The 23,943-nt window shown below is 69.5% G+C and carries 19 protein-coding genes and 2 pseudogenes; 11 read left to right on the top strand and 10 right to left on the bottom strand.

The annotated features are described in order from the left end of the window. Positions 1-9: 9 nt before the first annotated feature. Genes BO996_RS04035 through BO996_RS04045 form a run of 3 tightly spaced genes read right to left on the bottom strand, consistent with a single transcriptional unit; the run spans position 10 to position 2,586 of the window. Complete coding sequence (locus BO996_RS04035) at positions 10-843, bottom strand: DUF3037 domain-containing protein (protein ID WP_071954071.1); 834 nt, start codon at positions 841-843, stop codon at positions 10-12. Then, positions 840-1,568, bottom strand: coding sequence for a HipA family kinase (locus BO996_RS04040; RefSeq protein ID WP_071954072.1), 729 nt, complete (start codon positions 1,566-1,568; stop codon positions 840-842). The genes BO996_RS04035 and BO996_RS04040 overlap by 4 nt, the downstream gene beginning before the upstream one ends. A gap of 1 nt (position 1,569) precedes the next feature. Next, positions 1,570-2,586 carry a LysR family transcriptional regulator gene (locus BO996_RS04045; protein ID WP_071954073.1) on the bottom strand — a complete coding sequence of 339 codons (1,017 nt, stop codon included), beginning with the start codon at positions 2,584-2,586 and terminating at the stop codon, positions 1,570-1,572. A 111-nt stretch (positions 2,587-2,697) separates the two neighbouring features. Between BO996_RS04045 and BO996_RS04050 the strand changes: the two genes are divergently transcribed. The 3 genes from BO996_RS04050 to BO996_RS04060 all read left to right on the top strand — a co-directional run bounded on the left by BO996_RS04050 (position 2,698) and on the right by BO996_RS04060 (position 5,616). After that, positions 2,698-3,927, top strand: coding sequence for an alpha-hydroxy acid oxidase (locus tag BO996_RS04050; protein ID WP_071957019.1), 1,230 nt, complete (start codon positions 2,698-2,700; stop codon positions 3,925-3,927). 51 nt (positions 3,928-3,978) lie between these two features. Continuing rightward, positions 3,979-4,965, top strand: a complete 987-nt coding sequence (locus tag BO996_RS04055; protein ID WP_071954074.1) for a tripartite tricarboxylate transporter substrate binding protein BugE — start codon at positions 3,979-3,981, stop codon at positions 4,963-4,965. A 147-nt stretch (positions 4,966-5,112) separates the two neighbouring features. Next, on the top strand, positions 5,113-5,616 hold the full coding sequence (locus BO996_RS04060) for a carboxymuconolactone decarboxylase family protein (RefSeq protein WP_012202723.1): 504 nt from the start codon (positions 5,113-5,115) through the stop codon (positions 5,614-5,616). Between the two features lie 15 nt (positions 5,617-5,631). On the opposite strand, the pseudogene BO996_RS04065 reads toward BO996_RS04060, so the two are convergent. The 5 genes and pseudogenes from BO996_RS04065 to BO996_RS04085 all read right to left on the bottom strand — a co-directional run bounded on the left by BO996_RS04065 (position 5,632) and on the right by BO996_RS04085 (position 11,199). Further along, positions 5,632-6,611 (bottom strand): annotated as a pseudogene (locus BO996_RS04065) (Bug family tripartite tricarboxylate transporter substrate binding protein). A gap of 42 nt (positions 6,612-6,653) precedes the next feature. Continuing rightward, on the bottom strand, positions 6,654-7,856 hold the full coding sequence (gene tcuB, locus BO996_RS04070) for a tricarballylate utilization 4Fe-4S protein TcuB (RefSeq protein ID WP_047328023.1): 1,203 nt from the start codon (positions 7,854-7,856) through the stop codon (positions 6,654-6,656). A gap of 5 nt (positions 7,857-7,861) precedes the next feature. After that, positions 7,862-9,286, bottom strand: a complete 1,425-nt coding sequence (gene tcuA / locus BO996_RS04075) for an FAD-dependent tricarballylate dehydrogenase TcuA (RefSeq protein WP_071954075.1) — start codon at positions 9,284-9,286, stop codon at positions 7,862-7,864. Between the two features lie 87 nt (positions 9,287-9,373). Beyond that, positions 9,374-10,336 carry a LysR substrate-binding domain-containing protein gene (locus tag BO996_RS04080; RefSeq protein ID WP_012202727.1) on the bottom strand — a complete coding sequence of 321 codons (963 nt, stop codon included), beginning with the start codon at positions 10,334-10,336 and terminating at the stop codon, positions 9,374-9,376. Between the two features lie 56 nt (positions 10,337-10,392). Beyond that, positions 10,393-11,199 carry an IclR family transcriptional regulator gene (locus tag BO996_RS04085; RefSeq protein ID WP_071954076.1) on the bottom strand — a complete coding sequence of 269 codons (807 nt, stop codon included), beginning with the start codon at positions 11,197-11,199 and terminating at the stop codon, positions 10,393-10,395. 153 nt (positions 11,200-11,352) lie between these two features. On the opposite strand from BO996_RS04085, the gene BO996_RS04090 reads away from it, so the two are divergent. The 6 genes from BO996_RS04090 (at position 11,353) to BO996_RS04115 (ending at position 18,152) form a co-directional block, all read left to right on the top strand. Then, positions 11,353-12,381, top strand: coding sequence for a tripartite tricarboxylate transporter substrate binding protein (locus BO996_RS04090; protein ID WP_071954077.1), 1,029 nt, complete (start codon positions 11,353-11,355; stop codon positions 12,379-12,381). 56 nt (positions 12,382-12,437) lie between these two features. Further along, positions 12,438-13,937 carry a class I adenylate-forming enzyme family protein gene (locus BO996_RS04095; protein ID WP_071954078.1) on the top strand — a complete coding sequence of 500 codons (1,500 nt, stop codon included), beginning with the start codon at positions 12,438-12,440 and terminating at the stop codon, positions 13,935-13,937. Positions 13,938-13,968: 31 nt separating this feature from the next. Further along, positions 13,969-14,730 (top strand): citryl-CoA lyase, encoded by a 762-nt coding sequence (locus tag BO996_RS04100; protein WP_071954079.1) that lies wholly within the window; start codon positions 13,969-13,971, stop codon positions 14,728-14,730. Between the two features lie 417 nt (positions 14,731-15,147). Beyond that, a complete protein-coding gene (locus BO996_RS04105) occupies positions 15,148-16,314 on the top strand; it encodes a CaiB/BaiF CoA transferase family protein (protein WP_198041268.1) in 1,167 nt (388 codons plus the stop codon). A gap of 36 nt (positions 16,315-16,350) precedes the next feature. After that, a complete protein-coding gene (locus tag BO996_RS04110) occupies positions 16,351-17,364 on the top strand; it encodes a Bug family tripartite tricarboxylate transporter substrate binding protein (RefSeq protein WP_071954081.1) in 1,014 nt (337 codons plus the stop codon). A gap of 11 nt (positions 17,365-17,375) precedes the next feature. Further along, positions 17,376-18,152 carry an enoyl-CoA hydratase gene (locus BO996_RS04115; protein WP_071954082.1) on the top strand — a complete coding sequence of 259 codons (777 nt, stop codon included), beginning with the start codon at positions 17,376-17,378 and terminating at the stop codon, positions 18,150-18,152. Between the two features lie 2 nt (positions 18,153-18,154). On the opposite strand, the gene BO996_RS04120 is transcribed toward BO996_RS04115, so the two are convergent. Beyond that, complete coding sequence (locus BO996_RS04120) at positions 18,155-19,081, bottom strand: LysR substrate-binding domain-containing protein (RefSeq protein WP_071954083.1); 927 nt, start codon at positions 19,079-19,081, stop codon at positions 18,155-18,157. 102 nt (positions 19,082-19,183) lie between these two features. Here BO996_RS04120 and mnmA point away from each other — a divergent pair, with 102 nt between their 5' ends. Continuing rightward, positions 19,184-20,302 carry a tRNA 2-thiouridine(34) synthase MnmA gene (gene mnmA / locus BO996_RS04125; protein WP_065347090.1) on the top strand — a complete coding sequence of 373 codons (1,119 nt, stop codon included), beginning with the start codon at positions 19,184-19,186 and terminating at the stop codon, positions 20,300-20,302. Positions 20,303-20,433: 131 nt separating this feature from the next. Beyond that, positions 20,434-21,992: pseudogene (locus BO996_RS04130) on the top strand (serine hydrolase). Here the strand turns inward: BO996_RS04130 and BO996_RS04135 are convergent. Next, positions 21,961-23,943, bottom strand: a complete 1,983-nt coding sequence (locus tag BO996_RS04135; RefSeq protein WP_071954084.1) for a sensor histidine kinase — start codon at positions 23,941-23,943, stop codon at positions 21,961-21,963. The pseudogene BO996_RS04130 and the gene BO996_RS04135 sit on opposite strands and share 32 nt — an antisense overlap.

A 23,943-nucleotide genomic window follows, 5' to 3' on the forward strand; every position in this document is an offset into this window, starting at 1 on the left:
GGGCTGCGCCTAATGCTGCGCGAATTCCTTGATGCTCTGCATGGCGGACTGGCCTTCGCCAGCCACCACGATCACCTTGTGGTGCTCGAGCTCCCGCATGATGTCCTGGCTGACTTCCCTGTGAGCCTGCTTGTCCTGTGGAGGTAGGTTCACATTGACGAGGATGTCTCCGGGCAATTCACGCTGCCGGATCAGTCGCGCGATCTTGCCTGTCCAGACGTCGCCATGCGCAGCAATGTCGTTGGCATCGCTTTGGCCCAGATGCAGGGCCTTGATGATCTTGCGGGGCTTGTCGCCCACCGTCTGCACGAAGTCGAACCGGGCACTGACGTACTCGTTGCCTATGCGCGCCGGCCTGAACGGCGCATCCAATTCGAGGCCGCCCAGCAAAGCCCTCAGGCGTTCGTTCATCGTGCGTTCCACGTACTCGGGCGTGGCAAAAGCATGGTCGACATAGTGGTCGAACTGCTGCTGCAACTCCCGGGCCGGATCCTGGGTGAGCACCACTCTGGCGGGGCTGAAGCGCACAATGGCTTCGCGTGGCTGCTCGAGCGCGGCCATCATCCCCCTCAAAGCATCTGTCTTCGCCTGCGGCGCCAGGCTGTGGGCGAGGGTCTCGAGCCGCGACAGCTCTTCCTCCACGGCCTTGACTGCGCTCTTGTAAAAATCCCTGTCAAGCGCATCGAAGAAATCGGTGACGCGCTTGGACTTGCGGCTTTGCAGCAGAAAACCGAAGTACCCGCTTTGCGGGCAGGTCAGCACAATGCCGACGTTGGCGAACTCGCCGGTCTCGGCATACGGGACAAATTGGACTATCGAATAGCGGCAGGTAAGAGGCTTCATGTGAACCTCCAAAAGTCGGGCGATTTGCACTTCGCAAGCGTCGCGGCAATGGCATTGATGTCCACCCTGGCGGGGATGTCGCATTCCGGGTTGTTCCAATGCCATTCCGGTGGAATATTGTCGCAGGCAAAGCGGAAAACGGCATCCATCGCCTCGGAAAGTTGATCCTGTAGCCGGTCGCGCGACACAAGATCTGTCTTCTGCCAGCAGCCTCTGAAAATGTGATTCTCGATAAAGGTTGCGGCGTCCAGATGCGGGTCGAAGGCGAGGTTGTGGTCGATGACCACCAATGCGCTGCGATGCGCATCCCACAGCAGGTTGGAGTTGCCGTCCATGCGGTCCACGTTCTGTACCCACCAGTCGAAGGCGAGGATGTTGGCCTGCAGGTCCTGCGGTACATGCAGGATCTGGGCTTTGTCGAACCAGGTGCATCCGGGATGACGCTGCGAGCCGAACGCTATGCCGCAGCCCAATTCACGCCATGGCCTGGGCGCCTCGTCCAGAAGTTCCTGGCTGACATGCAGCAGCTTGAAGGGCGGCAGCGGCAGGCCCAACTGCACGGCCAGATGCGCACAGATCCACTCGTTGCACAGGCTGGACCGATCCGTCTGCCGTCCTTTGACGTAGTAGGTCTGGCCATCGTCGGCCCGGCACAGAAACGGCTTTTGCGCGCCTTGCTCGGAGCGGCCCTGGATTTCAATGACTTCAGCGATGGCAGGCGTCATCTTAGTCTGTGTCGTACAGGTTACGGGAGGTCTGCTTCCAAGTGCCATCTTGCCCGATTTCGGCTGGATGGCCTTTGCTGCGAGTGTGATGCGGCGAGGCGTGCGGCCCTGACCCCACCAACCCCGGCATCACCGTGAAATCCACCTGCGCCTGCGCCAGTTGCTGCATGGCCGGGATCAGGGCGCGGGCGTCGCCGCGCCGCCATTGGAAGGCGTAGTGCAGGGGGGCGAGGGCAGCCTTGGGATGGGCGCCCCCGACGGCGCGCAAGCCCAGGGCGGCGATCCAGCCGGTGGGCAGGAAGCCCACGCCCAAGCCGGCGCGCAGCATGCCGGCCACGGCGCCCCAGCTGTTGCACAGGATGCGCTCGCGCACGCTGGCGCCCTGGGCGAGCAGCCAGTCGTCCAGCAGGCGCGTGGTGCCGGCCTGCGGGGGCAGGGTGACCAGCGCATGGCGCTGCAGCAGGGCCGTGGCGCCCAGGCGGCCTGCGCCTGCCAGGCCGGGGGCCACGGCCCAGGCAAAGCGTGCGGCGCCCACGGGGCGGGACAGCAGGCTGCTGCGCGAGGAGCGGCCCGCGATGACGGCAAAGTCCAGCTCGCCGTCGTCCAGGCGCTGCTCCAGCACGCCGCCCACGTCCACATGGGGCTCCAGCACCAGTTGCGGATGGGCCTGGCGTGCGGCGGCCACGAAGGCCGGCAGCCAGGTCAGCGCCGACAGGTCGCCCACGCCGAAGCGGCAATGCCCGGCCAGTGCCTCGCGCGTATCCAGGGCCTGGCCCAGCGCGGCCATGGCGTTGAGCACCTCCAGCGCGGCGGGCAGCAGGCGCTGGCCGGCATCGGTGAGCACGGCGCGGTGGCCGCTGCGGTCGAACAGCGGCTGGCCCAGCGCGGACTCCAGTTCCGTGATGCGCTTGGACAGCGAGGACACGGACAGGTGCACGCGCTGCGCTGCCGTGGCGAAGTTGCTGCAGGTGGCGGCCCACCAGAAGGCTTCGAGCTGCTTGACCGAGGGTGTGGACATGGGTCTTTTATTGGAAAAAAGCGAACAAGTGCATTCTAAATAATCCACTTTCATTCAATGGATGCGCAGCCTACAGTGGCGCCGGTTCCTGAACATTCCGAGGTCCGCACCATGGCCGCCATCGCTTCCTCCTCTGCCTCCACGCCTTCGGCATCCGCGCTGCCTGCGCCGCGCGCCCCGGCCGTGCTGCGCCGCATGCTGTCGCTGCATGATTTCGAGGAGGCCGCGCGCCGCAGGCTGCCCCGGCCCATCTTCGGCTACATCGCCGGGGCGGCTGAGGACAACGCCTCGCTGCGCGACAACCGCGAGGTGTTCGGCGAATGGGGCCTGACCACGCGCGTGCTGGCCGATGTGTCGCAGCGCTCGCAGGCCGTGGAGCTGTTCGGCGAGCGCTATGCCAGCCCCTTCGGCATCGCGCCCATGGGCATCAATGCGCTGTCCACCTACCGGGGCGACCTGGTGCTGGCCCGCGCGGCCCAGCGCGCGGGCATTGTGTCGGTGATGAGCGGCACTTCGCTGATCCCCATGGAGGATGTGGCGCGCGAGAGCCCGGCCACCTGGTTCCAGGCCTATATCCCCGGGGACCAGGCCCGCATCGACGCGCTGATCGACCGCGTGGAGCGCGCAGGCTTTCGCACCCTGGTGGTGACGGTGGACATACCGATCTCCGCCAACCGAGAGAACAACATCCGCACCGGCTTTTCCACGCCGCTCAAGCCCAGCCTGCGCCTGGCCTGGGACGGCATGGTGCGCCCGGGCTGGGTGGCCGGCACCTTCCTGCGCACGCTGCTGCGCCACGGCATGCCGCATTTCGAGAACTCGTTTGCCACGCGCGGCGCGCCCATCATGTCGTCCAGCGTGATGCGCGACTTTTCGGCACGCGACCACCTGAGCTGGCGCCACATCGAGGCCATCCGCCGCCGCTGGAAGGGGTCGCTGGTCATCAAGGGCGTGCTCAGCGTGGAGGACGCGCTGCAGGCGCGGCGCGTGGGGGCCGACGGCATCGTGCTGTCCAACCATGGCGGGCGGCAGCTCGACGGCGCGGTGTCGGCCATGCGCATTCTTGAGGACGTGGTGGCGGCCCTGGGGCCGGACTATCCGGTGCTGATCGACGGGGGCTTTCGGCGCGGCTCCGATGTGCTCAAGGCCGTGGCGCTGGGCGCGCGCATGGTGCTGGTGGGCCGGCCCTTCAACTATGCCGCCGCCGTGGGCGGCGAGGCCGGCGTGCTGCACGCCATCGGCCTGCTGCGCGACGAGGTGGACCGCAACCTGGCCATGCTGGGCGCCTCCTCCTGCGGCGCGCTGGACCGCTCGCACATCGTGCGCCGCGCATCGGCCTGACAGAAACCTCCACCGCCCGTTCAAAACACAGCCATTCCCAGGAGACATCCCATGAACCACTTCACTTCACGCCGCAGCCTGTGCGCCCTGCTGCTGGCCGCAGGCGCCGCACCGGGCGCCATGGCGGCCGATGCCGGCGCCTATCCCACGCGCCCGGTGCGCCTGATCGTGCCGTTTGCGGCCGGCGGCACCACCGACATCGTGGCGCGCGCGATCGCGCCGCGCATGGCCGAGGCCCTGGGCCAGCCGCTGGTGGTGGACAACAAGGGCGGCGGCGGAGGCGCCATCGGCGCGCACGAGGCCGCGCGTGCCCAGCCCGACGGCTACACGCTGGGCGTGGCCACCGTGTCCACCACGGCCACCAATCCGGCCATCAACCCGCGCCTGCCCTACAACCCGCTCAACGATTTCACGCCCATCACCAACATTGCGGCCACGCCCAATGTGCTGGCCGTGCATCCGGGCTTCAAGGCGCAGAGCTTTGCGGCCTTCGTGGATGAGGTGAAGAAGAACCCCGGCAAACATGCCTACGGCACGGCGGGCACGGGCTCCATAGGCCACATGCTGATGGAGCTGATGTCCAGCCGCTCGGGGCTGTCACTCACGCATGTGCCCTACCGGGGCTCGGGCCCGGCGCTCAACGATGCGGTGGCGGGCCAGGTGCCCATCGTCTTCGACAACCTGCCCTCGGCCCTGCCCTTCATCAAGGCGGGCCGGCTCACCGCGCTGGCGGTGGCCGCGCCCGAGCGCCTGGCCCAGCTGCCCCAGGTGCCCACCTTCAAGGAGCTGGGGCTGGAGCCGGTCAACCGCAGCGCCTTCTATGGCATCTACGGCCCCAAGGGGCTGCCGCCCGAGATCGTGGCGCGCCTGCATGCGGCCGCCCAGCGCGCGCTGGCCAGCCCCGAGGTGCGCCGCCAGATCGAGGACACGGGCTCGCGCGTGATCAGCAACCGCCCCGAGGAGTTCGCGCGCGAGATCGCGGCCGAGAACGCCCTGTACCGCAAGATCGCCACGGAGCGGCGCATCGTGGCGGATTGAGCGCCAGCCGGGGCAGGAATGGGGGATGGGGGCCGGGGCTGCGAAAGAATTTTCACAAACGCTGTCACAGCGCGCACGCCCCGTGCGTCTTGAAGGTATGGGCCAGCCATTCCGGCCGGCTGCTACATCCCTCAAGGAGTGTTTTCCATGACCGCTTCGTCTTCCGCTGCCACCGGCGCCCGTCCTCTTGCCGCCCCCACGCCGCGCCTGAACTTCCAGGCCGTCGCCCCCGAGCTGTACAAGGCCCAGGCCGGCATCAACGCGCTGCTCAACCAGTCCAGCCTGGGCATCCAGCTGCTGGAGCTGGTGTTCCTGCGCGTCTCGCAGATCAACGGCTGCGCCTTCTGCGTGGACATGCACACGCGCGAACTGCTGTCCCGGGGCGAGGACCTGCAGCGCATCAACAGCATCGTCACCTGGCCCGAGGTGGATTTCTACGACGGGCGCGAGCGCGCCGCCCTGAACTGGGCCGAGCGCTGCACGCGCCTGAGCCAGGCCCACCCCGAGCAGCAGGACTTCGAGGCGCTGCGCCCGCATTTCAGCGAGCGCGAGATGGTGGAGCTGACCTATGCCATCGGCAGCATCAATGTCTGGAACCGCCTGTGCGCGGGCTTTGCAGCCCCCGTGGCACGCAAGCCCATCAAGCTCTGAACGCCTGCAAGCCGCTCACTCCGCGGAGAGCTTTCGCTCCTTCACCAGCCTGCCCCACTGCTCGTATTCCTTCTTCATGAAGGCCGCGAACTCGGCGCGCGTGGTGGGCTGGGGGTGAGGCCGTGCTTGTTCAGCGCCTCCTTGACGCCAGGGTCATTGAGTACCTTGACGATCTCGGTGTTCCAGCGGTCCAGCATCGGCTTGGGCGTCTTGCCCGGTGCCACGAAGGCATACCAGTTCAGCGCCTCGAAGCCGGGATAGCCGGCTTCGGCCACCGTGGGGATGTCGGGCATGTACGCCGGGCGCGTGAGGCCCGTGGTGGCCAGCGGGATCAGCTTGCCGGCCTCGATGTGGGGCAGGGCCGTGGGCGGCGCGGCGAAGTAGCTGGTCACGCGCTCGCCCAGCAGGTCCTGCAGCGCGGGCGCGCCGCCCTTGTAGGGCACATGCACCATGTCGATGCCGGCGCGCTGGTTGAACAGCTCGCCTGCCAGGTGGGAGGCCGAGCCCGCGCCCGTCGAGGCGTAGTCCACCGTGCCCGGGTTCTTCTTGGCCTTGGCCACGAACTCGGCCAGGGTCTTCGCGCCCGCGCCCTTGTGCACCACCAGCACGTTGGGAAAGTTCACGCCGCCCGAGATGGGCGCCAGGTCCTTGAAGGGGTCGTAGGGCAGCTTCATCAGGTGCGGCGCAATGGTCAGCGGCCCCACCGAGCCGAACAGCAGCACCGAGCCGTCGGCCGCCGCGTTGGCCACCTGCTGGTGGGCGATGTTGCCGCCCGCGCCGCCCTTGTTCTCCACCACCACGCTCTGGCCGATGTTCTCGCCCAGCTTCTTGGCGATCAGGCGCGCGGCCGCATCGGCGGCGCCGCCGGCGGCGAAGCCTACGACCAGGGACACGGGCTTTTTGGGAGGAAAGTCCTGGGCCTGCGCATTGGCGGCCAGTGCGAGCAGGGAGGCGGCCAGGGCGGTGGCGTGCAGGAAGTTGCGCTTGTTCATCATGGGGTTGTCTCCGTCATTGGCTGGGAATCGGGGCGGATGCGGCTAGTCGGCGCCCAGACCGATGGGGCTGGGCTGGCGCTTTTCGGTGTTGTGGCGCAGCAGGGATGCCGTGCGGAACACGCCGTGCGCGAACTTGCCGTAGGGCAGGGTGGCGAACAGGGCGATCACCGCGCCCAGGTGCAGGCACAGCAGCAGGGCCAGCGCCGGCGTTCCGCGGCCCAGCCACAGCGCCATGCCGCTGGCCGCGACCAGGAACAGCAGGGCGATGAAGCCCAGGTCCATGGGTTTCTGGCGCGCGTCGCCATGCAGTGGGTGGCGCCTGCGGTTCAGGCGCCACAGGCCTGCGGTGCCCAGCATGAGGCTGGTGCCGCCCACGGCGCCCAGCAGCTTGGGCAGGCTGGGGAATTCGTAGGGCGCGGCCCAGCCGAACACGTAGTGGTAGACCGTGGCCAGCGCCGTGGCCGCAAAGCACAGCATGAATCCGTAGAAGGTCAGGTGGTGAAAACGCCTGCGGCTCAGGGTGTAGGCATCGTCCTCGTTGTGGCAGCCCTCGCCGTGGCCGCCGTCCAGGTATTTGAGGCGCAGCACGTCGTGCGCGGCCTCGGCAGCCGCCGGCGTGCCCACGTCCACGCCGCCGGTGGCGGGCTTGACGTCCTTCCAGAAGCGGCGCACGCCCATGGCCAGCGCCAGCACCACGAACAGGAACACGGGCGCGAAGATGCCCACCAGCAGGTTGTGCGGGAACAGGTTGTAGAAGTTGGCGCCCAGGTCGGCGCCCCACAGCCGGCCCAGGCCGCCCTGCAGGGCCACGGCCAGCACCAGGAACAGCGACAGGCCTGCGGCCAGGGCCAGCGACAGCGTGAGCCCGTTCCTCTGGTACAGGCGCCCCAGGGCGGGCGGCCAGGCGTAGTCGGCATAGGTCTGGCCGCGCACCTCGGCCATGGCCTTGGGAATGTTGATGGCGAACTCGTGCGGCGGCGCGTACTGGCAGGCATGCAGGCAGGCGCCGCAGTTGTGGCACAGGTTGGCCAGGTAGTGCACATCGGCCTTGCCGAACTCCAGGCGCCGCGTCATGGCCGGGAAGACCGCGCAAAAGCCTTCGCAGTAGCGGCAGGCGTTGCAGATCTGCAGGGCGCGCGCCACCTCGCCTTCGGCGGCCGTTTCGGTGGAAACCGGCAGGATGGGAATGACCCGGCCTGCGGCCAGGTCCTGGGCTTCTTGGGCCAGGGCGTTCAGGGTCTGCATCTCGGTCAAGCCTTCTCTGTCACTGCGCCGCGCACGGCGGGGTGGCCCGTGGCGGCCAGGGCCGCGTTGCGGCCCGCGATGCGGCCGAAGGCCGTGCCGATGGACATGCCCACGCCGGCCGTATAGCCCTTGCCCAGCACGTTGCCGGCCATCATTTCGCCGGCCACGAACAGGCTGGTGCTGGGCTGGCCGGCAAAGCGCACGGCCGCCGTGTCGTCGGTCTCCAGGCCCAGGTAGGTGAAGGTCACGCCGGGGCGCAGCTGGTAGCCGTAGAAGGGCGCCGTGTCGATGGGGCGGGCCCAGTGGGTCTTGGCGGGGGCCAGGCCCTCGGTATGGCAGTCGTCCAGCGCCGTGTGGTCGAAGTGGCCGACGCGGCAGGCGCCGTTGTAGGCATCCAGGGTCTGCATGAAGCGTTCCTCGTCCAGGCCCAGCTTGCGTGCCAGCTCGGGCAGGGAGTCGGCGCGCACGCCCGGGAAGACCGGCGGCATGAAGCGGCCAATGGCCTTGGCGTCGATGACGGACCAAGCGGTCTGGCCCGGCTGCTGGGCCACCAGGCGGCCCCAGATGGCATAGCGCTTGGGCCAGAAGTCCTCGCCCTCGTCATAGAAGCGCTCGGCCTCGCGGTTGACCACCACGCCCAGCGAGACGCAGTCGATGCGCGTGCAGATGCCGCCGTCGTACAGCGGCGCGCGCGCGTCGATGGCCACCATGTGGGCCTGGGTGGGGTCGCCGATGCGGTCGGCGCCATGGTCTTCGAGCAGGTGGCGCAGCAGCACGCCGCGGTTGAAGGCCGTGCCGCGGATCAGGAAGTTGTCGGACGGCCACTCGCCGCGTGCGTTCTGCCCCCAGGCCTCGCGCAGCCACTCGCGGTTGGACTCGAAGCCGCCCGCCGCCAGCACGCAGGTCTTTGCGGTGATGCGCTGCTCGCCCACCCAGGCGGCCTTGAACTCGCCGCCCTCGATCTCCAGCCGGTCCACGGGCGACGCGTAGCGCACCTGCACGCCCAGCCGTTCGGCGCTGCGGTAGTAGGCATTGACCAGGGCCTTGCCGCCGCCCATGAAGAAGGCATTGGTGCGCGCCACGTGCAGGGCGCCCGACAGCGGCGGCTGGAAATGCACGCCGTGGCGGCGCATCCAGTCGCGGCAGGTGGAGGAGGCACGGATCACCATGCGCGCCAGGTGCTCGTTGGTGATGCCGCCCGTGACCTTGAGCAGGTCCTGCCAGAACTCCTCCTCGGGGTAGGCCTCGACCAGCACGTCCTGGGGCGCGTCGTGCATGCAGCGCAGGTTGCGCGTGTGGCCGGAATTGCCGCCGCGCCAGTCGCGCGGCGCCGCCTCCAGCAGCAGCACGCTGCGGCCTGCCTCGCGCGCCATCAGGGCCGCGCACAGGGCGGCATTGCCGCCGCCTATGACCAGGACATCGGGGTCCATGGAGTTCTCCTTGCATTCGCCATCGTGGGGATTGCGAATGTAGGGAGAACGCCGCGCGGCGGGCAGGGGCCCGCCGGCATGGGGGTATCAGTCTTCGTGATGGATGAGGGCCGTGCCAGCCCAGGCACCACCGCGCAGCAGCTGGCGCACGCAGTCGATCAGCACCACGCGCGCGGCCAGGGCGGCGGGCGACAGCTCATCCTCGGACAGGCTGCACAGCAAGTTGGTGCGCAGGGCATCTTTGTCCGTGATACGCGACCACTCGAAGCGCTGCGCGGCATCGGCATAGCGGCCCATGGAGGCCCAGGGCTGCACCGTGCTGCCCAGGCCTGCATCCACGGCCGCCATGACCATGGACAGCGAGTCCACCTCCAGCACCAGATGCGGCGTGAAGCGCGCCTGCGAGAAGGCCGTGTCCAGCGTGCTGCGCAGGCCGTGCAGGCCCGTGGGCAGGATCAGCGATTCGCCGGCCAGGTCGGCCAGCGCCATCTGCGGCGGCAGCGGCTCGGGGTGGTGGCCGCGCGCGCGGATCAGGAACAGCTCTTCCTCGATCAGCGGATGCACCTGCCAGCGCCGCCCGCCTGCGCGGGCCTGACCGCCGTGCAGGCGGGCGTCGAACAGCACGGCCATGTCCAGCGCGCGCGCATTGAGCATGTCGGTCAGGTGGCCTGACATGCCCTCCACCATGTGCAGGCGCACATCGGGGTAGCGCGCGCGCATGGCCTGCATCATGGGCAGGCCCAGCATGGCCGAGGTGGTGGGCGCCAGGCCCACGCTGACCGAGCCCGACAGCCGCGCCTGCTGCGCGCTGCGCACGGCCTGCTCGGCATGGCGCAGCGTGAGCTGGGCCTCGCGGAAGAAGGCCACGCCCGCCTCGGTGGGCACCACGCCGCGCGGCGTGCGCTGCAGCAGCCGGGTGGACAGCTCGCTTTCCAGGCGGCTGACCTGCTGGCTCAGCGCGGACTGGACCATGTCCAGGTCCAGGGCGGCGCGGCTCATGGAGCCCAGTTCGACGATGCGGACGAAGTAGCGGAGTTGTCTCAGTTCCATGGGGGCGGCGCTCGTGGTGTGCAGCGCCGATTGTCGGTGCAGACCGGGGCTTGGCCTCAGATGCCGCGCGGCAGCAGGGTCGCCAGGGCCTCGCCTATCGAGCGCGCAATCAGCTTCTGGCGCTCGCCGGGCATGCGCTCCAGCGTGGAGGCCACGCTGACGGCGGCCACGGGCTCGCCTTCGGCATTGCGCACCGCCATGCCCACGGCCAGCACGCCGCGCGTGGCGTGGTTGCCGATGACGGACCAGCCGCGCTGGCGCGTGGCCTTCACCAGCAGGGCCATGCGCTCGGGCGTCATGCCGCCGTACTGCTCCAGCACGGGGGCGTTGGCCGCCATCGCAGCCTGCACCTCGGCATCGGGCAGGGCGGCCAGCAGGGCCAGGCCTGCCGCTCCCACGCCCAGCGGCTGGCGCGTGCCCACCTGGATCACCAGGATCTGCACCGGATGCGTGCCCACATGGCGGGCGATGCAGTGCGATGCCGCGCCTTCGCGCACGATGGCAAAGGCCGCGTCCGCGCAGCCCGCGCTCACGCGCTCCAGCACGGGCTGCAGCCGCACGGCCATGTTGGGCTGGCCCGCGCTGGCGGCCGTGGCCGCCAGCCGGTGGCCGGCCGCATAGCCGAAGCGCCCCCTGTGCGCCACATAGCCGCTGTCCACCAGGGTGGACAGCAGGCGGTACACCGTGGCGCGCTCCAGCCCCGTGGCGCGGCACAGGTCAGCGACGCGCAGGCCCTCGCGGCCTGCGGCCAGCACGGCGTCCAGCACCTGCAGGCCACGGCGCAGCGTGCGGCTGCCGGCATCGTCGGCGGAGACAGGAATGTCCGCTGGCCGGACGTTTGGATTGGTGCTGCGCGAAGGCATGGAAAAGAATTTCCCGGTGATTGCAGGCAGGGCAGAAAAGGGCCTGCGTGCAGCGCGCAGTGTGCCGCAGGCCGTCGAAAGCCCACACAGGCAGACATGAGCGGACATAAGCAGACATAAGCAGACATCAGAACGATCACCTGGAGACAAGACATGACCACCCCTGCCCGTTTCAATCCGTGGGCGCGCCGGCGCCTGCTGGCCTGTTCCTTCACCTGCGCACTGGCCGGCATGGCCGCCGCGACCGTGGCGTTGGCGCCCGCGCCCGTGCTGGCGCAGCCTGCGGCCTGGCCTGCCCGGCCCGTGCGGCTCGTGGTGGGCTATGCGGCCGGCGGCGCCACCGATGTGATCGCACGCCTGGTGGCCGCCCGGATGGGCGAGCAGCTGGGCCAGAGCGTGGTGGTGGACAACCGCACGGGCGCCAACAGCAATGTGGGCGCCGAGGCCGTGGCGCGGGCGCCTGCGGACGGCTACACGCTGTATGTCTACACCATTGCCAACACCATCAATGCCTCGCTCTACCCCCGGCTCGGCTATGACCCGGTCAAGGACTTCGAGCCCATCGGCCTGATCGCCAAGATTCCCAACATCCTCGTGGTCAACCCGCGCCTGCCCATACAGAACGTGGCCGACTATGTGCGCTACGCCCGGCAGAGTGCGCAGGGCATCAGCTTCGCCTCGTCGGGCAGCGGCTCGTCGATCCACCTGTCGGGCGAGATGTTCCGGCAGCTGTCGGGCCTGCGCATGCTGCACGTGCCCTACCGCGGCAGCGCACCGGCCATCACCGACCTGCTGGGCGGGCAGGTGGATTCCATGTTCGACAACGCGCCCTCGGCCCTGCCCCATGTGCAGGCCGGCAAGCTGCGCGCGATCGCCATCACCAGCGCCCGGCGCTCGGCGCTGCTGCCCGATGTGCCCACGCTGGCGGAGTCGGGCTATGCGGGATTCGACGTGCAGTCGTGGTTCGGCCTGGCCGCCCCTGCGGGCACGCCGCCCGCCGTGATCGAGCGCCTGAACCATGCCCTGAACACCGCCCTGGCCGCACCCGAGCTGCGCCAGCGCCTGGGCGAGATGGCCGCCACGCCCGAGCCCGGCACCCCGGCGCAGATGCGCAGCTTTGCGGCGTCGGAGATCAAGCGCTGGCGCGAGGTGGTCAAGGCCTCGGGCGCCACTGCCCAGTAGTTCGACACACGTTCGGCAAAAGCTCAACACAACCGCCCCACAAGGAGACGACCCCCATGCAACCCATTGATTTTTTCTGGCGCGCGGCCGAGCGCTGGCCGCAGCGCATCGCCATCGACGCGCCGGGCGGCTGCATCCGCTATGACGCGCTGGCCCGCAAGGTGGCCGCGCTGGCGGCCGGCCTGCAGGCGCTGGAGCCCGCCGTGCAAAGCCGCGTGGGCATCTGCGCGGGCAACAGCGCAGACCATGTCGCCGCCCTGCTGGCGGTGATGGCCAGCGGCAAGGTCTGGGTGCCGCTCAATCCCAAGAGCACGCAGTCCGAGGTGCGCCGCATCATCGATGCCACCGAGCCTTCCATCGTGCTGTGCGATGCGGGTGGCGCTGCACTGGTGCAAGGGGCGCCGGGCATCCACCTGGTGCTGGGCGAGGGCACGGCGGCGCTGGAGCAGGCGCAGACCGGCGCTTTGCCTGTGACACCCGACCTGCCCGCCGATGCCATCCAGGCCATCAAGTTCACGGGCGGCACCACGGGCCTGCCCAAGGGCGTGATGCAGCCCTGCCGCGCCTGGATGGCCGGCATTGCCAACCAGATCCAGGCCTGGGGGTTCGATGAGCATGACCGCTACGTCATGGCCGCGCCCATCACGCATGGCACGTCCACCTACCTGCTGCCCATCCTGGCGCAGGGCGGCTGCCATGTGCTGCTGGACGGTGCGGGTGCCGAGGCCGTGCGCAGCGCCTTTGCCCTGCGCGGCGGCACCGTGTGCTTCATGCCGCCCACCCTGATCTACATGCTGATGGCGCTGCCGGGCGCCAGCCGTGCGGACTTCCCCGGCCTGCGCCGCCTCATCTACGGCGGCGCCGCCATGCCGCCCGAGAAAATCCGCCAGGTGCGCGCCTTCTTCGGCCCCGTGCTGGCCACCACCTATGGCCAGACCGAGGCGCCGCAGATCCTCACGGCCATGCGGCCCGAGGACTTCGAGGACGAAGGCCTGTGGACCTCCGTGGGCCGGGCCACTTGGTTCAGCGACCTGGCCATCATGGCGCCCGATGGCCGCCTGCTGCCCCGGGGCGAGGTGGGCGAGGTCGTGGCGCGCGGCGATCTGCTGATGAGCGGCTACTGGCGCCTGCCCGGCAAGACCGCCGAGACCCTGGTGAACGGCTGGCTGCACACGGGGGACCGGGGCCTGATCGATGCGCAGGGCTACCTGCACCTCAAGGACCGCCTGAAGGACCTGGTCATCACGGGCGGCTTCAACGTCTATCCCGTGGATGTGGAAAACGCCCTGGGCCAGCACCCGGCCGTGCATGAGTGCGTGGTCTTCGGCATCCCCGACGATCACTGGGGCGAGGCCGTGCAGGCCGCCGTGCAATTGCGCGCCGAACTGCGCCCCGACCAGCGGCCGGACGAGGCCGAGCTGATCGCCTTCGTGCGCCAGCGCCTGGGCCCCGTGCAGACACCCAAGCGCATCCACTTTCACGCCAGCCTGCCGCGCTCGCCCGTGGGCAAGCTGCTCAAGACGGCCGTGCGCGAGCTTGCGCTGGCACCCCGCTGATCCCGCACACCATCACAAGGAAACCCTGGCCATGGCAACCTCCCAACCCCCCGTCACCCGCCTGTGCACCCACACCCTCACCAGCCTGCATTACCGCGATGCCGACCTGGTCGAGGACCTGATGGGCAAGAAGACCTTCACCGAGGTGATGCTGATGCAGATCCTGGGCCGCACGCTGCGCCCCGTGGACCTGCGCATCGCCGATGTGGTGCTCATCGTGCTCATGGAGCATGGCCTCACGCCCAGCGCCATCGCCACGCGCCTCATCTACATGAGCGCGCCCGAGAACCTGCAGGGCGCCGTCTCGGCCGGCCTGCTGGCCGTCGGCAGCTCCTTCGTGGGCACCATGGAGAACTGCGCCGCGCTGCTCGACCGCATTGCCGCCGCCGCCGACCCCGAGGCCGAGGCCCGCGCCATCGCCCAGCACCACAAGGCGTTGAAAAGCCCCGTGCCCGGCTTCGGCCACCACCTGCACAAGCCCGTGGACCCGCGCGCCTACAAGCTGCTGGACATGGGCCGCGCCGAACCCGAACTGGCGGGCAGCAGAATCCGCGCGCTCGAAATCCTCTCTGCCGCCGTGGACGCCGCAGCGGGCCGGCCCATCACCATCAACGCCACGGGGGCCGTGGCTGCCCTGCTGGGCGAGATCGGCGTGCCCACGGCCGTGATGCGCGGCTTTGCCGTGATCTCGCGGGCGGCCGGGCTGGTGGCGCATGTGGTGGAGGAGCAGCAAAGCCCGTCGGGCCGGTTCATCTGGGAAACGGTTGAGGAAGCAGTAGCGCATGCCCGGTAAAGGGGCCGAGCGCAGCGACGGCCCGCAGCAACTCCCCCGTATGTCAGCGCCTGCGCCGGGTTGTCTGCGGGGTTGCAGTCCTGCCGAAGGACAGGACTGCCTCGTCATCTGACTCGCCGTGATTGTCTGAACGGAGCGCGCAGCGCGAAGTGAGTTTCACGGCGAACCCCGCAGGCGGCCCGGTGCAGGTTGCCCGCAGCGAAGCGAAGGGTCGCGGACATTCGGGGTCGCCTTCTTTGTCCCCCTTTCTTGGCGATCAAGAAAGGGGGTCGGCCGCCGGGCCGAGACCCGGCCCCTGCCTGCCGCGCAGGCAAGCCGCTGGACGCGCCAAGGCACAAGCAGCATGAAGCCCAGGCGAACGCAGCATGAAGCAATGACCGATGGACCACCGCGCGCCATGCCGCGAGCATGGAGTCCATGCAACAAACCCATGGATTGTCCGGCGCCCTCGACGGCCTGCGCGTGGTGGACCTGTCCCGCATCCTGGCGGGACCCTGGTGCACCCAGAACCTTGCCGACCTGGGCGCATCGGTACTCAAGATCGAGCGTCCCGGCACGGGCGACGACACGCGCGCCTGGGGGCCACCCTTCGTGCAGGCCCCCGGTGGCGAGGCCGTGTCGGCCTACTTCCTGTCCTGCAACCGCGGCAAGCAGTCGGTGGCGCTGGACTTCACCGAGCCGGCCTCGCATGCCTGGCTGCTGCGCCAGATCCGCGATGCCGACGTGCTGGTGGAAAACTACAAGGCCGGCGCGCTGGCGCGCCACGGCCTGGACTACGCGGCGCTGGCCGCCATCAACCCCGGGCTGATCTTCCTGTCGATCACGGGCTTCGGCCAGAGCGGCCCTTTTGCGCACAAGCCCGGCTACGACTATGTGTTCCAGGGGCTGGGCGGCCTCATGGGCTACACGGGTGTGGCCGATGGCGAGGAGGGCGCGGGCCCGCTGCGCACGGGCGTGGCCGTGGTGGACCTGATGACGGGCATGTATGCCACCAGCGCCGTGCTGGCGGCCGTGGTGCAGCGCCAGCGCACGGGGCGCGGCCAGCACATCGACCTGGCGCTGCTGGACGTGGCCGTGGCCATGAATGCCAACCAGGCGGCCAACTACCTGGTCAGCGGCGAGAACCCGCGCCGCACGGGCAACGCCCATCCCAATTGCGCGCCCTACGAGGTGTTTGCCTGCGAAGACGGCCATTTCATCCTGGCCATCGGCAATGACGGGCAGTTCGCCGCCCTGTGCTCCGTGCTGGGCACGGACTGGCACCTGGACGCGCGCTTTGCCACGAATGCCGCGCGCCTGACCGGCATGGCGCAGCTGCGCCCGCTGTTGCGCGCGGCGCTGGGCCGCTGGCCGCTGCAGGCCCTGACCGATGCGCTGGACACCGCCCAGGTGCCCTGGGGCTGCATCAACACCATGGAGCAGGTCTTCGCCCATCCGCAGGTCCGGCACCGCCAGATGCTGCAGACGGTGGAGCACCCGCAGCTGGGCACGCTGAAGCTGGTGCGCAACCCCATGGTGCCGGCCGGCAGCGGCGTCCAGGTGTCGCCGCCGCCCGTGCTCGGTGCGGCGCCGCAGGACCTCTGAATCCCTAGACATCGACAAGCCAAGAAGGAGACAAGGATGACGAAACGCATGAAAGCACTGAAGGCCGCCGTGGCAGCCGCCGCGCTGGCGGGGATGCCGCTGGCATATGCAGCGGGGGCGGCAGGGGCGGCCGGGGCGGCGGGGGCCGGAAGCTATCCCGAGCGGCCCATACGCCTGGTCGTGCCCTATGCGGTGGGCGGCGCCACCGATGTGATCGCGCGCGTGGCGGCCCGCTACCTGGGCGAGACGCTGGGCCAGCCCGTGGTGGTGGAAAACCGCCCCGGCGCGGGCGGCAGCACGGGCTCGGCCTATGCGGCCAAGCAGCCGGCCGACGGCTACACCCTGGTGATGATGGTGGAGAGCTCGCATGCCGTGAACCCCAACGTCTACGCCAAGCCCGCGTATGACCCGGTGAAGGACTTCACGCCCATCACCAACATCGCCAACGTGCCGGGCGTGATGGTGGTCAGCGCAGGCTCGGCCTACAAGAGCGCCAAGGATGTGAGCGACGCGGCGCGCGCCGCGCCGGGCAAGCTCAACTACGGCTCCTCGGGCAATGGCGGGCTCAGCCACCTGAGCGGTGCGCTGTTCGGCAGCACCACGGGCACCACCCTCACCCATGTGCCCTACAAGGGCCTGGGGCCGGCGCTCAACGACCTGATGGCGGGGCAGCTCGATGTGGTGTTCGACAACATGCCGTCTTCCGGCGCGCTGATCGCGGGCGGCCAGCTGCGTGCGCTGGCCGTGTCCAGCCCCGTGCGCCTTCCGGCCCTGCCGGGCGTGCCCACCTATGCCGAGGCCGGGCTCAAGCCCATGAACGACATGTCCTGGTACGGCCTGGGCGCGCCTGCCAGGCTCGATCCCGCCATTCTTGCCAGGCTCAGCGAAGCCATGCGCAAGACCTTGCAAAAGCCCGAGCTGATCAAGACCATCGAGCAGCAGGGCGCCGTCGTGGACTTCCAGGAGCCTGCGCAGTTCAGGCAGACGGTGGAGCGCTCCAACCGCGCCTGGTCCCAGCTGATCCGCGACATCGGATTCGAGAAACTTTGAGGAGATCTGCCGTGCATGCACAAGTGACCTTTCCCACCCCGCAGACCGCCGTGCTCACCATCACCGGCGGCGGGCCGCTGAACATCCTGGGCACGCCCGTGATCCGCGCGCTGACCGCGCAATTGGCCGAGCTGGCCGAGCGCCCCGATCTGCACTGCCTGGTGCTGCGCGGATCGGGCACGCGCGCCTTCGTGGCGGGGGCCGACATCCGCGAGATGGCGTCGCTCAACGCCGCCTCGGCACGCGCCTTCATCAGCGGGCTGCGCGACCTGTGCAACGCGGTGCGGCATTTCCCCGTGCCCGTGATCGCCCGGCTGCAGGGCCATACGCTGGGCGGCGGGCTGGAGCTGGCCATGGCGGCCGACCTGCGCATTGCGGCCGATGATGCCGTGGTGGGCATGCCCGAGGTCAAGGTCGGCATTCCCTCGGTGATCCACGCGGCCATGATGCCGGCGCAGATCGGCGGCACGCGCGCCAGCTGGCTGCTGCTCACGGGCGAGAACATCGGCGCCCTGCAGGCCGAGCGCTGGGGCCTGCTCAACGAATGCGTGCCCGGCGGCCAGCTCGATGCGCGCATCGCGCAGATTGCCGAGGGGCTGGGCGAGATCGGCATCGAGGCGCTGCGCCAGCAAAAGCGCCTGCTGCGCCGCTGGGAGGGCATGGGCGTGGACTCGGCCATCACCGACAGCGTGGCCGAGTTCGGCGCGGCCTTCAACACGGGCGAGCCGCAGCACCACATGAATGCCTTCCTGGAGCGCAAGCAGGCCAAGGCCCAGGCCCAGCCCTGAACCTAGGCCTTGTCGGCCAGCCCTTTCAGAAAGCTGCGCAGCCGCTGCGCGGTGGGCGTCAGCGGCCGTTCGCTGGAGCGCACCAGCTGCAGCGGGCGCCGTGCCCAGGTTTCCTCCAGCGGCAGGCAGGCCACCGCATGCGCGGTGCCGAGCCTGCGGTAGATGCTGTGCGGAATGATGGCCAGGCCCACGCCCTGCGAGACCAGCCGCACGATGGAGGTGAAATCGTCCACGTGGATGCGGCAGCGCAGCGGCCGGCCATGGCGCTTGGCCAGCTCGCGCAGAAAGGCGTAGTTGCTGCTGGTCAGCGCCATGCCCACGAAGGCATGGGACAGGGTGTCGAAGAAGCGGCAGGAAGGGCCTTCGCCGTCGTCTTGCCTCTCGCCCGGCTGGGGCACCAGCGGATGGCCGGGCGGGGCGATCACCACCAGGCGGTCCAGCGCAAAGGTCTCGCAGGCCACGGCGCCGGCCATGGGCTCGCCCGCGTAGACGCCCAGGTCGGCCTCGCCCTCGGCCACGCTGGCGGCAATCGTCTCGCTGGTCTGCTCGACCAGGGTGAGGTTCACCTCGGGAAAGGCGGTCAGGAACTCGCCGATGTGCGGGCCGATGAAGCCGTGCAGCGAGGAGCTGTTGGCCGCCAGCGTCGCCTTGCCCTGCAGGCTGCTGCCCAGCAGGGCGGCCTCGGCCTCCATGCCGTCGATGGCGGCGAACACGCCGCGCGCATGCTCGAGCATGGCGTGGCCTTCCTCGGTCAGCCGCATGCCCTTGTGCTCGCGCGTGAACAGTTGGCAGCCCAGGGCCTGCTCCAGATTGCGCAGCCGCTGGCTGGCGGCCGAGGGCGTCAGGTGCCGCGCCTGGCTGGCACGCGAGAGATTGCCGGCCTGGGCGATGGCCATGAACAGCTTCAGATCGGTCAGGTCGTAGCGCATGCGGGCGTTTCCTAGAGGGCAAGAGAGCCATTATTCCTGCTGGCGCAGGGCTGCAAAGCCCGTGGCGCGCAGCCTTTGAAGGGCGCGGGGATAATCGCTGCCATGACTAAACACCGCGTCGTGGTGGGCCTGTCGGGCGGTGTGGACTCCGCTGTCACGGCCCATCTCCTCAAGCAACAGGGCCATGAAGTGGTCGGCATCTTCATGAAGAACTGGGAAGATGACGACGACAGCGAATACTGCTCGTCCAATGTCGATTTCGTCGATGCCGCCGCCGTGGCCGATGTGGTCGGCATCGAGATCGAGCATGTGAACTTCGCCTCCGAGTACAAGGACCGCGTCTTCGCCGAGTTCCTGCGCGAGTACCAGGCCGGCCGCACGCCCAACCCCGACGTGCTGTGCAATGCCGAGATCAAGTTCAAGGCCTTCCTGGACCACGCCATGCGCCTGGGCGCCGAGAAGATCGCCACGGGCCACTACGCCCGCGTGCGCCAGAACCCCGACACGCAGCTGTTCGAGCTGCTCAAGGGGCTGGACCCGGCCAAGGACCAGAGCTACTTCCTGCACCGCCTCAACCAGGCCCAGCTGTCCAGGTCGATGTTCCCCGTGGGCGAGCTGAAGAAGACCGAGGTGCGCCGCATTGCCGAGGAGATCGGCCTGCCCAACGCGAAGAAGAAGGACTCCACGGGCATCTGCTTCATCGGAGAGCGGCCCTTCCGCGACTTCCTGAACCGCTACATCAGCAAGGAGCCCGGCAACATCCTCGACGACCGCAACCGCAAGCTGGGCAAGCATGTGGGCCTGTCGTTCTACACGCTGGGCCAGCGCTCGGGCCTGGGCATCGGCGGCGTCAAGGAAAAGGGCGCGCCGCGCGGTGGCGGCGACCATGAGCCCTGGTTCGTGGCGCGCAAGGAGCTGGACACCAACACGCTGCGCGTGGTGCAGGGCCATGACCATCCCTGGCTGCTGTCGCAGTCGCTGCTGGCCGACCAGGTCAGCTGGGTGGCCGGCCATGCGCCCGCCGAGGGCAAGGCCTACGGCTCCAAGACGCGCTACCGCCAGCCCGACTCGCCGGCCCTGATCTCGGGCGCCACGCCCGAGGGCTTCCGGCTGGATTTTCCCGAGCCGCAATGGGCCGTCACGCCCGGCCAGTCGGCCGTGCTCTACGACGGCGACGTGTGCCTGGGCGGCGGCATCATCGCGGCGGTGGATCCGCACTGATGCGGCACTGACGCGGCATTGATGCCGGGCAGGATTCGGCCCGGCGCGTTTTGCTATCGTCACGGGGGGCGGCACAACCGCCCCTTTTTCTTTTTCCTTTTGTTCTTCACGACAGCACCACAGGAGACCCCATGGCTTCATCGATTCTTGCGCGCCGGCATTTTCTGGGAGCGGCCCTGGGCGCCGTGGCCACGGCCGGATGCAACGGCGAGGTGTCCTGGGGCGATCCCATCGATCCGCCCGTGACGGACCGCGTCAAGCGTGCGCTCGATCAACTCGACGGCCAGGTGCGCGCGCAGATGCGGCGCACGGGCGTGCCCGGCGTGGCCGTGGCGGTCGTGCATGAAGGGCGCCTGGTCTATGCCCAGGGCATGGGCGTGCGCCGTCTGGGCTCGTCGCTGGCCGTGGATGCGGACACGGTGTTCCAGCTCGCCTCGGTCTCTAAGTCCGTGGGCGCCACCGTGGTGGCGCAGCAGGTGGGCCAGCGCCGCGTGTCCTGGGACACGCGCGTGCAGCAGGGCCTGCCCTGGTGGACGCTGGAGGACGCCGACGCTGCCCAGCGCATCACCGTGGGCGACATGTATGCCCACCGCTCGGGCCTGCCCGGCCAGGCCGGCGATGCGCTGGAGGAGCTGGGCTACAGCCAGCGCCAGATCCTGGAGCGCCTGCGCTATCTGCCGCTGCGGCCCGTGGGCACCCAGTACGCCTACAGCAACTTCGGCCTGACCACGGGCGCCGAGGCGGTGGCTGCCATCGCGGGCCAGTCCTGGGCCGCGCTGTCGCAGCAGGCCGTCTACGGCCCGCTGGGCATGACGCAGACCAGTTCGCTGTTTGCCGATTTCGAGGCGCGCGCCAACCGCGCGGCCGGCCACCTGCGCGTCAACGGCGTCTGGCAGACGGGGCCGGTGCGCCGGCCCGATGCGCAGTCGGCCGCCGGCGGCGTCAGCTCCACGGTGCGCGACATGGCGCGCTGGATGACCATGCTGCTGGACGAGGGCCGCTTCGAGGGCCGCCAGGTGGTCGATGCGCAGGCGCTGCGCACGGCGCTGTCGCCGCAGATGCTGCAGTCGCCGGCCGGCAACGGCGAGCCTGCGCGCTACTACGGCTTCGGCTTCAACGTGGGCGTGTCCGAGGCGGGGCGCACCACCTACAGCCACTCGGGCGCCTTCGGCACGGGCAGCGCGACCAGCTTCACAGTCATGCCCGAGCTCAAGCTGGGCATCGTGGTGCTGACCAACGGCATGCCCATCGGCGTGCCCGAGATCGTGGTCTCGCAGTTCCTGGACCAGGTCGAATGGGGCCGCCAGCGCCAGGACTGGGAGAGCATCTGGACCAAGCGGCTGGCACCCATCATGCAGCCGCATGGCGAGCTGGCGGGCAAGACCCGGCCCCCTTTCCCCCGACCGCCCCGGCCGCTGGGCGCCTATGTGGGCAGCTACGCCAACCGCTTCTACGGGCCGGCCCAGGTCAGCCTGCAGACGGGTGGCGGGGGCTGCAGGTCAGCCTGGGTTCGCAGCGCATGCTGCTCAGCCACTGGGATGGCGAGGTCTTCAGCTTCGTGCCCGAGGGCGATTCGCCGGGCAGCCTGTCCAAGGCCACGTTCGACGGCAACCAGCTCACGCTGGAGTATTTCGACGATGTGCTGACGCCGGCCGGCGTCAGTGCGGGGATAGGGCGCTTTTCGCGCTGAGGGTGGCCTGCTCCGCGCCGTCGGGCAGGTGATCGCCGGGCACGGGCAGCCAGGCGGCCAGCACGGTGGCGCCGGGTTCTGAATCCATGTCCAGATGGCCGCCCAGGCGCTGCAGGCGCGCCTGCATGCTGCGCAGGCCCACGCCCATGCCGGCCTGCTGCACGGCGGCCACGTCAAAGCCTGCGCCGTCGTCGGTGATGCGCAGCATCAGCCAATGCGGCTCGGGCCACTGCAGCTGCACCTGCACGCACTGGGCGCGGCTGTGCTTGATCACATTGGCAAGCGCTTCCTCCAGCACGCGCGTCAGCGCCAGGCACTGCAGCGCACCGGGCGGCTGCGGCCAGGCGGCCGGCACCTGCCAGTCGGACTGCATGTCCAGCGCGTCGAACAGGCTGGCAAAGCGGTGGCGCAGCGGCGCGATCCAGGCCTGGGGCGTGTCCGGCACGGTGACGGAGACGCTGGTGCCGCTGTCGATCATCTGGCGCAGGTCGTCGCGCAGCAGCTTGAGCACGGACAGGAACTGGCGGTTGTGCATGGGGCCGCCCGCCTGCTCCACCATGGCGATGGAGCGCACCAGGGAGCCGCCCAGGCTGTCGTGCAGGTCGTGCGCCAGCTGCATCCGTTCCTGCAGCCGCGAGTGGCTGAGCGCCAGCGCATGCTCGCGCGCCAGCGTGCCGCCGAGCTCGTCGCAGGCACGCGCCACGCTGTCGGTCAGCTCCTGGTTGAACTGTTCGATGCGGCGCATGCTGAGCACGAACTGCCGGCCCAGCACCATGGACAGGGCCAGCATGGTCAGCGGCGCGGTATAGGGCATCCAGGGCGTGGCGGGGCCAATCACCTTCTTGAGCGCCAGCATGTCGTGCAGGCCCGCGCACAGGAAGACCAGCAGGCAGGCCGCGTAGACCAGGTGGCCCGGCTCGCGCGTGCGCCAGGCGTGCAGCGGGAAGTGCAGCGACACGGCCACGCAGATGCCGAAGTACACCAGGCCGATGTGCAGCACGCCGTCCACCAGCGACCAGGGCGCGAAGATGGCGGCGGCCATGCCGGCCAGCGTCAGCGCCCACAGCAGCTTTTCCAGCCGGGGCAGGTGCAGCCTGCCGAAGCGCCAGGTGAACAGGCAAAAGCTCTGGCTGAACAGCAAGAAGACCAGCAGGTTGCCGCGTGCCACGGCCAGGGTGTCGGGGAAGGGCCAGGCCTCGGTGGCCAGGATATTGGCCAGGAACAGCGCCCAGCAGAAGGCATTGAGCGCGTACCAGCCAAATGCCTTGCTGGCGCGCCGCTGCAGCCAGGCAAAGGCGAACAGCACGCCCAGCACCAGCGAGACCACGATGTTCATGGCAAACAGCGTGCGCTGGTTCCACCAGGTCTGCTCGTGCCACCGGCGCAGCGCCTCGGGCTCGCCCAGGCGCACCTCGCCCAGGCCCGGCGTCTGCTCGGCCAGGCCGTGCACGCGTATCCACACGCTGTTGGTGCCCGCATGCAGCGCGGATTCGGGCAGCAGCCAAAAGCGCGGCATGTTCCAGCTGCGCGACAGGGGCTCGACCAGGTGCCGGTCGCGCCACAGCAGGTCGCCGTTCACGAAGACCTCGCCGGCCATGACCATGGAGTGCAGGGCCAGCGCCACGGGATCTGCGGCGGCGGGAGCGGTGGCAGAAGCGGCAGCGGGGTGAGCGCAGTCGCGCTGCCAGTCGATGCGGTACCAGACGGCGCCGCTGTAGCCGGGCCAGCGGTCCAGCCAGTGGTCGGGCAGGGTCACGTTGTGCCAGTCGCGTACCGCGCTGGCGATGGGCGGCGGTCCCAGGCCTGCGGCCTTGGCGGACTGGATGGACAGGATCTGCGGCAGGCAGGCCTGGGCCAAGGCGCAGGTACTGCACAGGAGGACCGCCAGGCCCAGGGCCTGGCCCAGGGCGAGGCGCCGCACCGGGCCGAACCACCGGCGCCACCCGCCCAT

The sequence above is a fragment of the Delftia sp. HK171 genome (assembly GCF_001886655.1).
In the GTDB taxonomy this organism is placed as follows: domain Bacteria; phylum Pseudomonadota; class Gammaproteobacteria; order Burkholderiales; family Burkholderiaceae_C; genus Comamonas; species Comamonas acidovorans.

Excerpts from the sequence above, each read along its gene's own strand:
- BO996_RS04035 (WP_071954071.1), bottom strand. The coding sequence starts at position 843 with ATGAAGCCTCTTACCTGCCGCTATTCGATAGTCCAATTTGTCCCGTAT.
- BO996_RS04040 (WP_071954072.1), bottom strand. The coding sequence starts at position 1,568 with ATGACGCCTGCCATCGCTGAAGTCATTGAAATCCAGGGCCGCTCCGAG.
- BO996_RS04045 (WP_071954073.1), bottom strand. The coding sequence starts at position 2,586 with ATGTCCACACCCTCGGTCAAGCAGCTCGAAGCCTTCTGGTGGGCCGCC.
- BO996_RS04050 (WP_071957019.1), top strand. The coding sequence starts at position 2,698 with ATGGCCGCCATCGCTTCCTCCTCTGCCTCCACGCCTTCGGCATCCGCG.
- BO996_RS04055 (WP_071954074.1), top strand. The coding sequence starts at position 3,979 with ATGAACCACTTCACTTCACGCCGCAGCCTGTGCGCCCTGCTGCTGGCC.
- BO996_RS04060 (WP_012202723.1), top strand. The coding sequence starts at position 5,113 with ATGACCGCTTCGTCTTCCGCTGCCACCGGCGCCCGTCCTCTTGCCGCC.
- tcuB (WP_047328023.1), bottom strand. The coding sequence starts at position 7,856 with ATGCAGACCCTGAACGCCCTGGCCCAAGAAGCCCAGGACCTGGCCGCA.
- tcuA (WP_071954075.1), bottom strand. The coding sequence starts at position 9,286 with ATGGACCCCGATGTCCTGGTCATAGGCGGCGGCAATGCCGCCCTGTGC.
- BO996_RS04080 (WP_012202727.1), bottom strand. The coding sequence starts at position 10,336 with ATGGAACTGAGACAACTCCGCTACTTCGTCCGCATCGTCGAACTGGGC.
- BO996_RS04085 (WP_071954076.1), bottom strand. The coding sequence starts at position 11,199 with ATGCCTTCGCGCAGCACCAATCCAAACGTCCGGCCAGCGGACATTCCT.
- BO996_RS04090 (WP_071954077.1), top strand. The coding sequence starts at position 11,353 with ATGACCACCCCTGCCCGTTTCAATCCGTGGGCGCGCCGGCGCCTGCTG.
- BO996_RS04095 (WP_071954078.1), top strand. The coding sequence starts at position 12,438 with ATGCAACCCATTGATTTTTTCTGGCGCGCGGCCGAGCGCTGGCCGCAG.
- BO996_RS04100 (WP_071954079.1), top strand. The coding sequence starts at position 13,969 with ATGGCAACCTCCCAACCCCCCGTCACCCGCCTGTGCACCCACACCCTC.
- BO996_RS04105 (WP_198041268.1), top strand. The coding sequence starts at position 15,148 with ATGCAACAAACCCATGGATTGTCCGGCGCCCTCGACGGCCTGCGCGTG.
- BO996_RS04110 (WP_071954081.1), top strand. The coding sequence starts at position 16,351 with ATGACGAAACGCATGAAAGCACTGAAGGCCGCCGTGGCAGCCGCCGCG.
- BO996_RS04120 (WP_071954083.1), bottom strand. The coding sequence starts at position 19,081 with ATGCGCTACGACCTGACCGATCTGAAGCTGTTCATGGCCATCGCCCAG.
- mnmA (WP_065347090.1), top strand. The coding sequence starts at position 19,184 with ATGACTAAACACCGCGTCGTGGTGGGCCTGTCGGGCGGTGTGGACTCC.
- BO996_RS04135 (WP_071954084.1), bottom strand. The coding sequence starts at position 23,943 with ATGGGCGGGTGGCGCCGGTGGTTCGGCCCGGTGCGGCGCCTCGCCCTG.